The sequence below is a fragment of the Ruegeria sp. CF4 genome (assembly GCF_056537345.1).
In genome coordinates this window covers 1-13,289 of record NZ_JBQFRJ010000015.1, presented here as the reverse complement: position 1 = coordinate 13,289, position 13,289 = coordinate 1, and the positions used below count along the sequence as shown (strand labels likewise).

Here is a 13,289-nt window from a genome sequence, read left to right as displayed (position 1 = left end):
CGAATGAACCAAAAGGGAGTAACAAAATGAACGTCAAGAAACTACTCGCATCGGGGCTTGCCGCCGCCATCTTTTCGGCTGGTGTCGCCAATGCTGAAGAGGTCAAGATTGGTATTGCGGCCGAACCCTATCCGCCATTCGCTTCGCTGGACAGTTCAGGCACCTGGGTTGGCTGGGAGATCGATGTCATCAATGCTGTTTGCGCAGCAGCGGAACTTGACTGTGTTATCACGCCGGTGGCTTGGGACGGTATCATCCCGTCGCTGACCGGGCAGCAGATCGATGCCATCATGGCCTCGATGTCGATCACCGAAGAGCGGCTGAAAACCATTGATTTCACCGATCCTTACTACAACACACCCGCCGTCATAGTTGCGGATAAATCGATGGATATCGAAGCGACGCCAGAGTCGCTGGCAGGTAAAGTTGTTGGCATCCAGGCTTCGACCATCCATCAGGCCTATGCACAGGAATACTTCAAGGATTCCGAACTGCGCGTCTATCAAACTCAGGATGAGGCCAATCAGGACCTGTTCGCAGGCCGTATTGACGCAACTCAGGCCGACAGCATCGCCATGGCCGACTTCGTAAATTCGGATGCGGGTGCCTGTTGCGAAATCAAGGGTGCCGTGAAGGATGATCCCGCCATTCTGGGGCGTGGCGTCGGGGCTGGCGTGCGCAAAGGGCAAGATGACCTGCGTGAGGCGCTGAACAAAGGCATCGCCGCAATTCTTGCCGATGGCACGCACGAGAAGATCACTTCGAACTATTTCTCGGCCAGCATTTACTAAGCCGCTGCCGTGAACGGACTGTTGGATTCACTTGGATTGGCGCAGAGCGCAGAGCTTTTGTCGCTCTCGCCACCGGGATGGGGGGGCAATCTGCTGCGCGGATTGTCCCACTCATTGCAGATTGCTTTCGGCGCTTACGCCCTCGGTCTCGTGATCGGATTGTTCGGAGCTTATGGCAAACTCTATGGCGGGAAGGTCACGCGCGATCTTCTCGCCATCTACACGACGGTGATCCGGGCCGTGCCCGAGCTGGTCCTGATCCTGATCCTGTATTACGTGGGATCTGACATCATAAACAAAATCTCTGCCGCGATGGGCGGGGGTCGGGTTGAGGTCAGTGGTGTTGGCGCAGGCATATGGGTGCTGGGTGTGGTCCAGGGCGCTTACGCGACCGAGATTTTGCGCGGCGCGATTCAGGCGGTTCCGCCCGGTCAGATCGAAGCGGCCAAGTCCTACGGTATGCCCGCCTTCATGACCATGCGCCGCGTGACAATCCCGGCCATGATGAGCTTCGCCGTGCCAGGTCTTGCCAACCTGTGGCTGATTGCAACCAAAGATACCGCGTTGCTCGCTGTTGTGGGTTTCAACGAGCTGACACTGGAAACCCGCCAGGCTGCAAGCAGTACACGCGCCTATTTTACTTTCTTTCTGGCAGCGGGATTTCTTTATCTCATGGTAACGCTGTGTTCGGGCGGCATCTTCGCTCGGATTGAGAAATGGGCGCGTCGCGGCCAACCCTCCCTTAAAGGAGGGGGCAGATGATTGATTTCAGATCGTTGATGCAACCACATCGCATTGTGATGATGCTGATATTCGCTGGAATCGTTGTCTGGTGCGCCGTCTCTCTTCAGTGGGACTGGATCCCGAAATATGCGCCGCTCGCCCTTCAGGGTATTTGGACGACAATCTGGCTGTTGGTGGTCACCGTAGTTTTGGGTTTCCTACTCGCCGTTCCACTTGGATTGGCACAGGCGGTTGGGCCTTGGTATCTTGCCGCCCCTGCCAAGGCATTTTGCACTATCATCCGCGGCACACCGCTGCTGCTGCAACTCTGGTTATTGTATTATGGGCTTGGGTCTTTGTTTCCGCAGTTCCCCTGGATACGCTCTTCCGAGTTGTGGCCCTATTTGCGGCAGGCCTGGCCTTATGCAGTACTGGCGCTGACGTTGTCCTATGCCGGCTACGAAGGAGAGGTGATGCGCGGTGCCTTCAAAGGGGTCGCCAAGGGCCAGCTTGAGGCAGCCAAGGCATTTGGCATGCCACGTCTAACCATGTTTCGCCGTATCTGGTTGCCGCAGGCAATTCGAAATGTATTGCCAACGCTGGGTGGTGAAACCATCCTGCAATTGAAGGCAACCCCACTGGTTGCGACCATCACCGTTGTCGATATCTACGCAGTATCTTCTCGGGTGCGTTCAGACACGTTCATAATCTATGAACCGCTCATCCTGTTGGCGGTTTTTTACATTCTCGTGGCGGGTGTGATCGCGTTGGGCTTCCACTGGTTAGAAGTTAAGGTACTTGGTACTGGACGCAGGAATGGCAGCTTCGGATAGTATCTATAGAAGCGGAGAAAGAGCTGACGCCCAAAGACAATTCTTAAAGAATTAACCAGAATTATTGAAATTGCAAAAAGACAAGCAAGGTGGTTAATCGAAACTGCATATGGAACGTCAGCTTTGCCCTTTAGGCTGAGAGTTCGAGTGGCTCCTCACTTTGCTTGTGCAGCGAATGGCGGCAATGCGGGCTGCGACCGCAGAAAATGATTGTTATGCCCAATGTCGGGAATGGGCCAAATTCAACAGATTCCGGCAATCGGAATAACTTTGTAGTCTGTCAGCTTCCCAAGACTAAGTTTGCTTTGATGCCAGATATCGTGTGGCTGCGGAAAACAACTCTGCCTGCGAGCTGACGCCTAGCTTGGAGTAGGCGTTGTGGCGATGCACTTTGACTGTACCTTCGGTGATCCCGAGAAATGCGGAAGCAGAGCCGGCTGAGTGGCCTTGCAAAACAAGGCGCACGACCTCGGCCTCTCTTGGGCTTAACCTGTCCGCCCCAAACGCAGCCAACCGTTCCTCAACCTGATTCAGGGCTTCCCGTTGATCTTCGGCACCACTCAGGTTCCAGTTTCGGATCACGGCGGCCGACAGGGTCTTATGGATGGAATTGATCTTCGCGACATCCTCAGGGGTAAACCGGCGCTGACGGGCGCCTCGCGACAGGGATATTACAACCCAGTCCCCGGTGTTTCGTCTGATCAACACCCCCAACTCGTCGCTGATCCGAACCTTGCGATAAAAGGTGCGGTAGTACTCTGAACGAAAGAACGCCTCATTGACCAAATCGGCCAGACGGTAAGCGCCGGGTTCTTTTCCCGATCTACACGCTTGCGAAAACGGATCCAGCAGGTATGGGCCGGTTGCATAAAACTGAATTGATATGGCCGCCTGCACGTCGTCGAGATCGTGATAAAGCGAGACAGGTGGTGCTTGATCCTGATACCGCGTGAGGATCATCGTTTCAAAATTGACATGCAGTTCCAGAATCTTCCTCAGAGCTGTTGGGAAGAAGTCTGTTTCCAACCGCTCCAACAAGATTGCGTAGGTCTCATCCCACTTGGCCGCCGAGATGTCGTCTCTGTCTGGTAACAAAGCCAATTCCTATAACTAAAGATATATATCCTACCGCAAATTTACAGTGATGGCCATTCAATTCCATTGTTGATGTCAGAGCGCTCGCCCGGGGTGCTGACTGTGCCTCGTCACCAAAGCCTCTCCGGGCGTGAAAATTCAGGGCGAGATTCTGCAACAAGGAGGAGATACGATGAAACCGCATTTTGGCCTTTCGGCTGTTGCCATTGCCTCAAACCTCGCGATTACCTTTCCGGCTTCCGCCGAAGACCTCTCAATCTACAATTGGGCTGATTACTTTGGCGAAACGACGATTTCGGACTACGAAAAGGAGACCGGGACACATGTCAGCCTGGACTATTACGATTCAAACGAGGTTCTGGAAACCAAGCTGCTGACAGGGGCGTCAGGTTACGATGTCGTTTTCCCCGCCGCGTCCAATGCGCAGCGAGAGTTTCAGGCCGGGGCGTTGCATCCGATCGACCCAGCGCGCCTGAGCAACTACGACAATCTCAATCCGAAAATTCTGGCGTCGCTCGAAAGTATGCCCGGTGCCCGGCAATTGGGCGTACCTTACACTTGGGGCACGGTAGGGCTTGCCTACAATCCGGCCATGATCAAAGAGCGGCTGGGCACGGATGTCATCACATCCTGGGACGTTCTTTTTGATCCTCAGATCACCGCCAAGCTTGCCGACTGTGGGATTGCCGTGCTGGACTCACCGGTAGAAATGGTCTCGGTGGCGCTGAACTATCTCGGGGCTGACCCGTACTCCGATGACCCGGCCGATCTCGACAGGGTTCAGGACCTCTTCGAGGCCGTCACACCGTCCATTCGTTATTTTCACAACCAGAAAGCATCTACAGATTTGCCCGGAGGAGATGCCTGTTTGGCAGTGATGTACAGTGGTGATGCCGGCATAGCTCAGGCCCGTGCCATGGAGTCCGGCAATGGTGTCGAAATTCTGTATTCAATTCCAAGCGAAGGCACGTTGATGTGGATCGACCTCATGTCCATTCCGGTGGATTCTACGCGGGCGGATGAAGCGTATCGGTTCATTGACTACATGCTGCGGCCTGATGTCATCGCAGGAGTGTCCAACTACGTCTATTTTGCGAATGCGAATTCCGCAGCAGATACATTTGTAGAGGAAGCCATTCTGACCGACCCGGGAATCTACCCGGATGAGGCGACATTTAGACGACTCTTCCCTGATCTGAGTGTCGGCGCGAAAACGCTGCGCAATCGCAACCGTCTTTGGACGAATGTAAAATCCGGCACCTGAACCCTGCCAAGCCCGGCAAAGGCGGGAAAGAACTGCAATTCCCCGACACTCGGGCAGCAACCATCAAAATCAACGGAGCCAATAATGGTGACTTCAACCGACCGCGCCTTTCTGGCGCAAAACGAAATGGGCATGGGGTATGAGCCGACCTTTAGCGGAGCGACAAGTCTGTTCCGGCGACAATATTCCCGCAATCTAAAGAGCGCGGATATGGTTACATGGGGCGTTCCCTATGATCTCTCTGTGACCAATCGCCCGGGGTGCAGGTTCGGGCCACGTGCCATTCGTGCTGTATCGACCAACCTCGCCTGGGATGGTGGGCCCTGGCCCTGGGGGTTTGATCCCTTCGAAACCCTGAACATGGTTGATTACGGCGATTGTGATATCGACCCAGGCTTTCCAGAGCAGATTGCGCTGCAAATTCAGGACCAAGCGCGGGAAATCCTGAAATTTGGTGCCTTTCTTCTGACGATGGGCGGAGATCACTCGGTCACCTATCCGATCCTTAAGGCGCAGGCAGAACGCCACGGCCCTATCTCGCTGATCCAGATTGATGCCCATTCGGATACATGGGAAGAACACCCAAAGCGGATCGACCATGGTTCAATGTTCTACCATGCCACTGTCGAAGGCATCATATCCTCTGAGACGTCAGTACAGGTAGGCATGCGCACGCTGAATGAAAAGACCCACGGGTTCACGGTACTCGACGCAAATTGGGTTCACGAGAACGGGATTGATGCAACGGTTGCGCGCATCAAAGAAACCGTAGGAGACCGGCCTGCTTACCTGACCTTCGATATTGACGCGCTTGATCCGGCATTCGCGCCCGGAACCGGAACGCCGGTATGCGGAGGACTGTCTACCTATCAAGGGCAGTCTTTGGTGCGAAAGCTCGACGGGGTCAACCTTGTCGGGGCCGATCTCGTCGAAGTCTCACCTCCGTACGATCATGCTGAGATTACAGCTTTGGCCGGGGCATCGCTCTTGCTTGATATGGTTTGCCTAATTGCAAAGGCGCGTAAATAGCAAATAGAGAGATGGCTTGTGAGCGAAACCGCCGTTCATAATTCCTATGTTTACAGACCGGACCATTGAAAAAGGTAGAAGACGTAAACAGATAGTCGAAACTTTGACTGCGCTGCGGTAAATCGGTTTCTCTTTGGGAGATGATAGATTTCGTGCACGTCCATGTCCGCTACAAGGAACTGCGGCGCAGCGCGGGTGACTTCGAAAAACTTTAACTTTGGGCCGCCATTGCAGGCAGCCCACTTTTTAGATTTCCACGCTTTCAGAGATCGCCAGAGCGTCTTCGATCTCGACCCCGAGATAGCGGACAGTGCTGTCCATCTTGGCATGACCGAGGAGCAACTGAACAGCTCGCAGGTTACCGGTCTTCCTGTAGATGTGTGCCACCTTGGTCCGCCGCATAGAGTGCGTGCCATAAGACGTAGGGTCCAAGGTGGATCGCGTTCGGCACGTTTGTCGGGGGCGGCATGCTCCTGACGCTCGGGATCTTTGATCTCTTGAGCGCATCCATGCCCCTTCAGGCATTCATATTGCTCTTCCTTGTTTTGGGACTGACGTCCGCCATGGCCGTGATCCCGGTGCGCATCATCTTGCAAAATACTGTTTCGCCCGACCGGATGGGGTCGGTAACGGCACTGAGCGAAGCCGCAAATACGTTGGCGCTGCTGACCGCACCATTTGTGGGCGCATTGCTGGTCGGTCTGTTTTCCGTTGGTGCGCCATTCACAGTCGGCGGCTCTATTCTCCTCGTTGCGACGATAGTGATTTCGCGCCTCAGGCTTGATCAATAAAAAAGCTGACGTTCGGTCACACCTTATGTCTGACCGCTTTGGTCCGGCAAGGTGCGTGTTATCCAGGCACCAAATTACTCTCGCGCAGTGAATGTCCAGAAAGCAGTTTGCAAACGCGGCATCCTGACGGTGCGACCAATGTCTTTTATGGGCCGTTGAGTATGTCGCGGAAAACAGGGTAGGGGCTTATGTTGCATCTGCTCCGAGGTCTGGGACGAGCCCGCTTAAACCGATGCTGCGCGTTGCTCGAACGTCAGCTTTGCGCTGGCACTCTAGGTGCGTTGTCAGGCTCATAGAACACAATCAAAATCTGGTTCAAATGGTTCTCATCCGTTGGAATCCCAGTATTAGCTGCCATTTCGATACCGTTTTAGTGTCTGCGGATAGTTCGGTGGAAAACTCCAGACAGCTTCGCCCGGAGCACGCACAAGCCCGCGCGCTTGAGGATCTCGGTCTGTAAGCAGAGAAATGAACAGGTCACTGCTGGCCCATGGCGAAGATCGGAAATACCAATGCCCGTTTCCTGTATCGGCCGCTTCGGCCTCGGTCACGTCGATGATATGTAGGGTTTTCATCTCAGAAAGTCGGCGCTGAAACAGAGACCCATTTATTGCTTCATCGGAAACCTGACCCAGACGGTCGCGACCGAAGACCAACCGTGACATCGCCAGCGCTGAATCAGTCTGCGATTGATAGAGTGTCACATCTGTAACGGCATCCAGAAGGCCGTCTTCAATCGATTGCAAGAAGTAGCTGCGATCAAGATCGCTGCTGATCAGGATCAGCCGTCCCAGCCGTGGCTTTGACCGAGGCTGCAGAGCAATCTGATAGGCGGCTTCAAATGCGAGCCTTGAGCCTGCGCTGTATCCTATAAGGTGAATGCGCCGGGCGTTGGTGTTTGCCGACAGGTATTCGACAAGAGACCGCAAATTGCGGCGCGTCGCCAATGCAGATTCCTGATCCCGAAAATACGCCAGGCGATTGGGTGTAGCGGGCCAGTTGTAGCTGATGAAGGCGCCCTGATAGCCCAGAAAGTGCTGCAACTCTTTGGAAACAAGGGTCGAGTAATCAAAATCGACATTGTAGCCATGGACATAGATGAAAATGTCTTTGTTGCGAGAGGCTGCAAGGTGATCGTCAATCCGTTGGGCAAACCGAAGTCCAGCTGCCTTCATCTCCTGTTGCGAAGGTGGATCGTTCATGTAGCGCGTGACGCTGAATGGCATGACACCAATCTCTTGTACGTCAGACAAGCTGAGCGTGTAGTCCTTAGCGCGGTCGCGCGTCATAGTAACGTGGCGAAGCTTTTCCAACGTCGCCAATGGGGGGTTGCTTTGCACTTCGGCAATGCCGGTACGCAGAATGTGACCGCGCTCATTGTTGTAATAGGCTTGTGGGTCGCCGGGAACCGCGGGCAGCCGATCTGTGGCGTAGAATAGCTGCGAACGCTGCACGAAGTTGTCTGCCGTGATGTCCTTGTAAGGGTCAAAAGCAGCCTCGGCATAGACCGTTGGTGAAGGCATCAGTTCAATTTCGTCATAGATATTTGGCCCGCAGGCAGCCAGGATACAGAACGAACACACGGTTGCCGTAGGCAAAGCTCTGGTAATCAGTCGCCTCGTCGTTCCTTTCCTCAATTGCCTTTGTCCGACTGTTCGCATCCAACTGCAATTGTCTGTCCCAAGCATGTCGGCACCGCTGCTCGCGCCTTGGTGCAATTTCGACACTTCAGACCTGTTTGTGTTCGGCATGGCCGCCTTTCGCATAATGCCCTTGCTCAGAAGCTGTATGTCACACCCAACACGGGTCCGGATTGTGAGAGCTTGAACTTGCTATCACCTTCACCTTTGTCGACCATGATGTAGCGATAACCTGCGCGCAAATTCCACTTTGGAGTGATGGCATACCCCACTGTAGCTACAAATTGCGCCGTTTCGCGATTTGAGCGAAATCCGCCGTAGTCAGCCAAGGCAATTGCTGACCAGCGGTCATTGATCTGATACCGGATACGGGCTGCAATTAGGGGATCTACCCAATCGTCACTTGTTCTTGCACTTGGTGCCGGGCTGGGGCCACCGACCAGAGTGATTGTGCTGCTGGTATCAAACCAACGAAACCCACCCCCGAGATCGACGTCCAGAGCTTGGTCCTGATAGACCGTGTACGCCGCATACCCGCTGAAGAACTGTGTCTTCAGGCTGGTTTCTGCGCCGCTGAACACCGGGCCAGGGGTGTCGCCTTTAAATGTCAGATCTGTGCGCATGTAGTCTGCGATCAGTGACCATCGACCGTGTCGCGCCTCAACCGTGCCCATAAAGGCGAGGTCTAGATTATCAAGTGCGTCGCTGAAGCTCAGTTCCGACTCTAAGGGGCCAATGGTTGTCTCGGTATCTGCGCCATAGATGTAGAAGCTGCCGTAAAAGCTCCAGCCAGAGTCCTGAGCCACTGCTGGAGATCCGTAGAGCAGCGTAGTCGGCGCAACTAGAAAGCTACACACGATACTCCTTACTTGTGTGAAGTCCACGATCTGCTCCCCTTTTTTGATCCCAAGATTGAAGCGCGGCAACAACGTGAGCCGCGTCGTATTCCTGTTACGTTTCACAATCGCATTCGACCGGGTCGAGTATCGGAACAGATGCCTCAACGCCATTCATTTCACGGGTGCGAAACTCTGAGGGTGTCTGACCCGTCCATTTCTTGAAGGCCCGTGTCATGGCCGTCGCGTCAGAATACCCCAACTGAGCCGCGATATCGCCCATTGAGATTTCAGACTTTGAAAGCAGGCGCTTCGCCCGGTCACATTTAGCTTCGATAACGATGCGAGACAGTGATGTCCCATAGGCAGCAAGCCGTCTGTTGAGAACCGCGCCTCGAAAACCGCATGCCTTGGCGAGCGTCGTGACCGACAAGTCCGTGCGCCCGACCATTGAGTAGGCAACGCTTTGGATCGAACTCAGCAAATCTGTAGGCACTGGGTTTTTTTCGTCCTGAGTGGTCGACACGTACTCGGTTGAGGTTCGGTTAACCAGTTCAAATAAAAGCCAAGCACTTGGGAAGCGGATGGAATACCCGTCTGAGCCCGCACCTATCGCCCGGATACCGTAGAAGTAAGACGGGAGAAGATCAGGACGGTTCACACGCACAAGAACCTTATTTGCTTCCCAACGCTGACCTGCAGTTTCGTGCAGCAACGTAGCCCATCGGCTGATCTGAAACGCATCCATATAGGCGGGCGAACAGCATGGCGTGAATCTGCGTTTGGCGGACAGCACGGCAAACTCGCCAGAGACATCAAGTGTCATGGTGACCGCATTTGTGTTGTTTCCCGCATGAACGCAGAACCTGGCAATGAAATCAGCCAGCGATTTTGCGACGCGAAAGGCCTGTCCGAATGGGGATGCAATCGTCGGATCTGAAGTTTGACCAACAAGTGCTGGAAAGTCTGGGGATGTCTTTTGTGCGACGGCTTCAAACACGGCATAGACAGTGTCGTGCGGAATGAAACAACTCGGAGCGCTCAACTCCGAGAAGGATAGATCGAATTCCGCAAGGAGACTTTCTACAGATTGACCGGATTCTTGAAACGCAAGCAAAAGCGGGACGATGACCCGCCCGCGTGTAAGCGGTGGTGTTCTGTGTCGAGCATGCGCGTCCTGCCCTGTCATCATAACTCCCTTAAGACACCGCAATTGAAAGGCCGGGCACGTCAAGCATAGACAAGCGCGGCTCTGTGTCCCTGACCTGCGTCAAAGCCGAAGACACTTTTTTGAATGAAAAAGTCAGGTGCCCGCTCGCAGAGGCTCAATGGAATTAAACCACGCCAACTGCAGAGAGCAGTCTAGCAAACTGGCACCACTGCATGAACGATAGGCCCGCCGCCGGGTCAATTTTAATAGAGAGCCCCTAGTTGTTGGCCAAAGTGCTATCGCTACCTGTCATTTTTGACCAGTTTTCGGAGGCGGTCGCCCCAATCTGTCAGGGCATACATTCGAACTTTGTGGTTTGTTGGAGAGAGATGGCCAAGGCTCCGATTGTAGCATTTTAAGAACAACAAAATGAGAGGCGCGAGAGTGCGCTTTTGATCAGGTGCCGGGACCATCAAACAATGCATTTCTGTAATTGGCTAGTGGAGCGGGCAAACTATGAATCTCACGCACAAACGCTGGAAACTTGCTGCTTTAGCTGTCCTGATTGGAAGCACAGCGACCGCTCAGAGCTTTGATACCACGGTCGATGCACTTGCTGAGACATACGAAGTGCCCATTACCATAAACAACTTTGTTCGGGCTGCTACAGACAATGAACTGAAGACGTACAATGGCCTGGCCGGAGGCGTAAATCAGTTCTTTCACTTCAAAGAACCCACCCCCATCGACAATCAGCCCACCATTCGGATGAACCGCGACACACTCTACAGCGTTGCGGTTATTGATATCAGCCAAGGCGCAACCCTGACTCTGCCCGATGTGGGCGACCGATACATGACGACGATGGTGGTCAATCAGGATCATTTCATCAATGAAGTGTTCGACGGTGGCGGTGTGTTCCAGCTTGACATGGATACATTCCATACCCCCTACGTACTTGTTTTCATGAGAATACTGGTGGATGCCGAGAGCCCCAAGGATGTTGCGGCGGTCAATGCAATTCAGGACGGGTTCACCATTGATGCTGCCTCCGCAACGCCCTTCGAAATGCCCAATTACGACGCGGAGAGCTTTGAGGCGCTGCGCCAAGCCGCAATTGAGCTGGGCAGGTTCGCCACAGACAGCGTCCGAACTTTTGGTACGGCAGATCATGTAGACCCATTGCGCCATTTCCTTGGCACCGCCGTCGGCTTTGGTGGACTGCCCGAAGACGAGGCCTTTTATCTGAATATCGAGCCCGGCCTGCCGCTTGGAGAATACAAAATCCAGGTCCCAGCGGAAGTGCCAGTGAACGCGTTCTGGTCCGTGAGCCTCTATAATGCAGACGGGTTTTTTGAACTCAATTCCCTCGACTCGTATGTGGTCAATTCGGTCTCAGGCACCAAGAATGATGATGGCAGTGTGACCGTGCATTTCGGCGGCTGCGACGACGGACGCATGAACTGTCTCCCGATCATGGATGGCTGGAACTATGCCGTGCGCCTTTATCAGCCGGGCCCAGAGGTCATCGACGGAAGCTGGGTCTTCCCCTCCGTAGAACCCGCAAACTGAACAACAGGATGCTTACGATGAAAAAGCTTCTTCTGACAGTCGCGCTTACACTCCCGACAGGCGTTTGGGCCGAAGACATGGTCGATGTGACCGTCGACACCCTTGTGCGCGCCGAGACAGATCACATGTTTCGCACCAACATAGCCAATCTCGGCCTCGCTGTTGGCGAGTTAGGGCATATGCGCGAAGCCACCACACCGGACAACCAGCCGGTTATCCGCATGAATCAGGACACGCTCTACTCCGGCATCTTGCTGGATTTGAGCAAACCCGTCGAAGTGACATTGCCCGAAGCGGATGGCCGTTATATCTCGATGCATGTCATCAATCAGGACCACTTCATGTATGCCGAGGCAGAGCCCGGCACGTATCAAATCACACAGGAAGACCTTGGTACGCGCTTTGGTTTCATCGCGTTTCGCACATTCGTCGATGTGACCGACCCGGATGATATTGCCGCCGCGCAAGCGGCACAGGATGGAATTGTCGTCAGCGGCGGTGGAACGGGTCCATTTGACGCGCCGAACTGGAACACCGAACAGCTTGCCACTGCGCGTCAGGCGATAAACGACCTGTCCTTGCTGGGCACCGATTCAGCCCGTGCCTTTGGCAGAACAAAAGACGATATTGATCCGGTTCAGTTTCTGGTCGGCGCCTTCTCGGGCTGGGGCGGTCTTCCGCCTGAGGCCGCGATCTATCTGTTGGACGCGGTCGATCAGAATGACGGCGAAACACCGCATGCGGTAACCGTCAAGGATGTGCCGGTTCGGGCGTTCTGGTCGGTGACTGTCTATAACGGTGACGGCTTTCTGGAAGCCAATGATCTGGGCATAAACAGCTACAACGGCTACACAGCCGAAGCAGCAGAAGACGGCTCGGTCACGTTGCATTTCGGCGGGTGCGACGATGGCCGCGTGAATTGTCTGCCGATTACTCCGGGCTGGAACTACGCGATCCGCCTCTATGAGCCCGAGGGTGCAATCCTGAACGGCACTTGGACCTTCCCGAAGCTGGAGCCGATCAACTAGGCCACTCGCCCAAACCGCATCTCAAAAGGAGTACACGGCTATGCGTCGATCCCATACTCTTATGGGGCTGCTTTTTACAGCCAGTGCCGGAACCACAACCGTTGCAGACGAGGCATCCGATCTGGCACAGGAACTGGCCAACCCACTTGCGGCAATCGTCTCGGTTCCGTTTCAATTGAACTATGATGAAAATCTGGGCGTCTCTGATCAGGGCTCGCGCACCACGCTGAACTTTCAACCAGTCGTGCCCTTTCAACTGAACGATGACCTTAACCTGATTACCCGAACTATCATTCCTTACATCTGGCAGGAAGACGTTGTGCCGGGCACACGCCAGGAGGGGTTCGGAGATATCCTGTTCTCTGCGTGGTTCTCGCCAATCGGAACCGGGGACATAACGTGGGGCGTGGGTCCCGTTGTGCGCTTTCCAACCTTTAGCGACGTATCGAGTGATACATGGGCTGCTGGGATCACCGGCATTGCATTGCGACAGACCGGGCCGTGGACCTATGGTGCGCTGGCCAATCATCTGTGGGA

At 54.4% G+C, this 13,289-nt stretch carries 12 protein-coding genes and 2 pseudogenes; 9 read left to right on the top strand and 5 right to left on the bottom strand.

What is annotated here, in order from left to right; genetic code table 11:
- Positions 1-26 precede the first annotated feature (26 nt).
- From ACR0NF_RS20290 to ACR0NF_RS20280, 3 genes are read left to right on the top strand one after another with little or no spacing between them, the layout of a single operon-like run.
- Entirely contained in the window at positions 27-791 is a 765-nt protein-coding gene (locus ACR0NF_RS20290; RefSeq protein ID WP_480778850.1) for a transporter substrate-binding domain-containing protein, read from the top strand.
- A 9-nt stretch (positions 792-800) separates the two neighbouring features.
- Positions 801-1,553, top strand: coding sequence for an ABC transporter permease (locus tag ACR0NF_RS20285; protein WP_480473248.1), 753 nt, complete (start codon positions 801-803; stop codon positions 1,551-1,553).
- Entirely contained in the window at positions 1,550-2,347 is a 798-nt protein-coding gene (locus tag ACR0NF_RS20280) for an ABC transporter permease (RefSeq protein ID WP_480473246.1), read from the top strand. The genes ACR0NF_RS20285 and ACR0NF_RS20280 overlap by 4 nt, the downstream gene beginning before the upstream one ends.
- Before the next feature lie 294 nt (positions 2,348-2,641).
- Here the strand turns inward: ACR0NF_RS20280 and ACR0NF_RS20275 are convergent, their stop codons facing one another.
- A complete protein-coding gene (locus tag ACR0NF_RS20275; RefSeq protein WP_480473244.1) occupies positions 2,642-3,442 on the bottom strand; it encodes a helix-turn-helix transcriptional regulator in 801 nt (266 codons plus the stop codon).
- Between the two features lie 172 nt (positions 3,443-3,614).
- Here ACR0NF_RS20275 and ACR0NF_RS20270 point away from each other — a divergent pair, with 172 nt between their 5' ends.
- A complete protein-coding gene (locus tag ACR0NF_RS20270; RefSeq protein ID WP_480473242.1) occupies positions 3,615-4,706 on the top strand; it encodes an extracellular solute-binding protein in 1,092 nt (363 codons plus the stop codon).
- A gap of 84 nt (positions 4,707-4,790) precedes the next feature.
- A complete protein-coding gene (speB, locus tag ACR0NF_RS20265) occupies positions 4,791-5,735 on the top strand; it encodes an agmatinase (protein WP_480473240.1) in 945 nt (314 codons plus the stop codon).
- 246 nt (positions 5,736-5,981) lie between these two features.
- Here speB and ACR0NF_RS20260 read toward each other — a convergent pair.
- Positions 5,982-6,167: pseudogene (locus tag ACR0NF_RS20260) on the bottom strand (integrase); the annotation flags it as partial.
- 35 nt (positions 6,168-6,202) lie between these two features.
- On the opposite strand from ACR0NF_RS20260, the gene ACR0NF_RS20255 reads away from it, so the two are divergent.
- Positions 6,203-6,526: a hypothetical protein gene (locus tag ACR0NF_RS20255; RefSeq protein ID WP_480473238.1), complete on the top strand. Its 324-nt coding sequence runs from the start codon at positions 6,203-6,205 to the stop codon at positions 6,524-6,526.
- A 347-nt stretch (positions 6,527-6,873) separates the two neighbouring features.
- On the opposite strand, the gene ACR0NF_RS20250 is transcribed toward ACR0NF_RS20255, so the two are convergent.
- From ACR0NF_RS20250 to ACR0NF_RS20240, 3 genes are all read right to left on the bottom strand, one after another.
- A complete protein-coding gene (locus ACR0NF_RS20250; protein ID WP_480473236.1) occupies positions 6,874-8,049 on the bottom strand; it encodes an alpha/beta hydrolase in 1,176 nt (391 codons plus the stop codon).
- 254 nt (positions 8,050-8,303) lie between these two features.
- Positions 8,304-8,972, bottom strand: a complete 669-nt coding sequence (locus ACR0NF_RS20245; protein ID WP_480667345.1) for an outer membrane protein — start codon at positions 8,970-8,972, stop codon at positions 8,304-8,306.
- Between the two features lie 145 nt (positions 8,973-9,117).
- A complete protein-coding gene (locus ACR0NF_RS20240) occupies positions 9,118-10,191 on the bottom strand; it encodes an AraC family transcriptional regulator (protein WP_480473232.1) in 1,074 nt (357 codons plus the stop codon).
- Positions 10,192-10,668: 477 nt separating this feature from the next.
- Here ACR0NF_RS20240 and ACR0NF_RS20235 point away from each other — a divergent pair, with 477 nt between their 5' ends.
- The 3 genes and pseudogenes from ACR0NF_RS20235 to ACR0NF_RS20225 all read left to right on the top strand — a co-directional run.
- Positions 10,669-11,724 (top strand): DUF1214 domain-containing protein, encoded by a 1,056-nt coding sequence (locus tag ACR0NF_RS20235; RefSeq protein ID WP_480778849.1) that lies wholly within the window; start codon positions 10,669-10,671, stop codon positions 11,722-11,724.
- A gap of 17 nt (positions 11,725-11,741) precedes the next feature.
- Positions 11,742-12,752 carry a DUF1254 domain-containing protein gene (locus tag ACR0NF_RS20230; RefSeq protein WP_480473228.1) on the top strand — a complete coding sequence of 337 codons (1,011 nt, stop codon included), beginning with the start codon at positions 11,742-11,744 and terminating at the stop codon, positions 12,750-12,752.
- Positions 12,753-12,792: 40 nt separating this feature from the next.
- Positions 12,793-13,289: pseudogene (locus ACR0NF_RS20225) on the top strand (transporter); the annotation flags it as partial.

Bases quoted from the DNA above. Each gene is read 5' to 3' on its own strand.
- ACR0NF_RS20290 (WP_480778850.1), top strand. From the start codon at position 27: ATGAACGTCAAGAAACTACTCGCATCGGGGCTTGCCGCCGCCATCTTT.
- ACR0NF_RS20280 (WP_480473246.1), top strand. From the start codon at position 1,550: ATGATTGATTTCAGATCGTTGATGCAACCACATCGCATTGTGATGATG.
- ACR0NF_RS20270 (WP_480473242.1), top strand. From the start codon at position 3,615: ATGAAACCGCATTTTGGCCTTTCGGCTGTTGCCATTGCCTCAAACCTC.
- speB (WP_480473240.1), top strand. From the start codon at position 4,791: ATGGTGACTTCAACCGACCGCGCCTTTCTGGCGCAAAACGAAATGGGC.
- ACR0NF_RS20255 (WP_480473238.1), top strand. From the start codon at position 6,203: ATGCTCCTGACGCTCGGGATCTTTGATCTCTTGAGCGCATCCATGCCC.
- ACR0NF_RS20250 (WP_480473236.1), bottom strand. From the start codon at position 8,049: ATGCCTTCACCAACGGTCTATGCCGAGGCTGCTTTTGACCCTTACAAG.
- ACR0NF_RS20240 (WP_480473232.1), bottom strand. From the start codon at position 10,191: ATGACAGGGCAGGACGCGCATGCTCGACACAGAACACCACCGCTTACA.
- ACR0NF_RS20235 (WP_480778849.1), top strand. From the start codon at position 10,669: ATGAATCTCACGCACAAACGCTGGAAACTTGCTGCTTTAGCTGTCCTG.
- ACR0NF_RS20230 (WP_480473228.1), top strand. From the start codon at position 11,742: ATGAAAAAGCTTCTTCTGACAGTCGCGCTTACACTCCCGACAGGCGTT.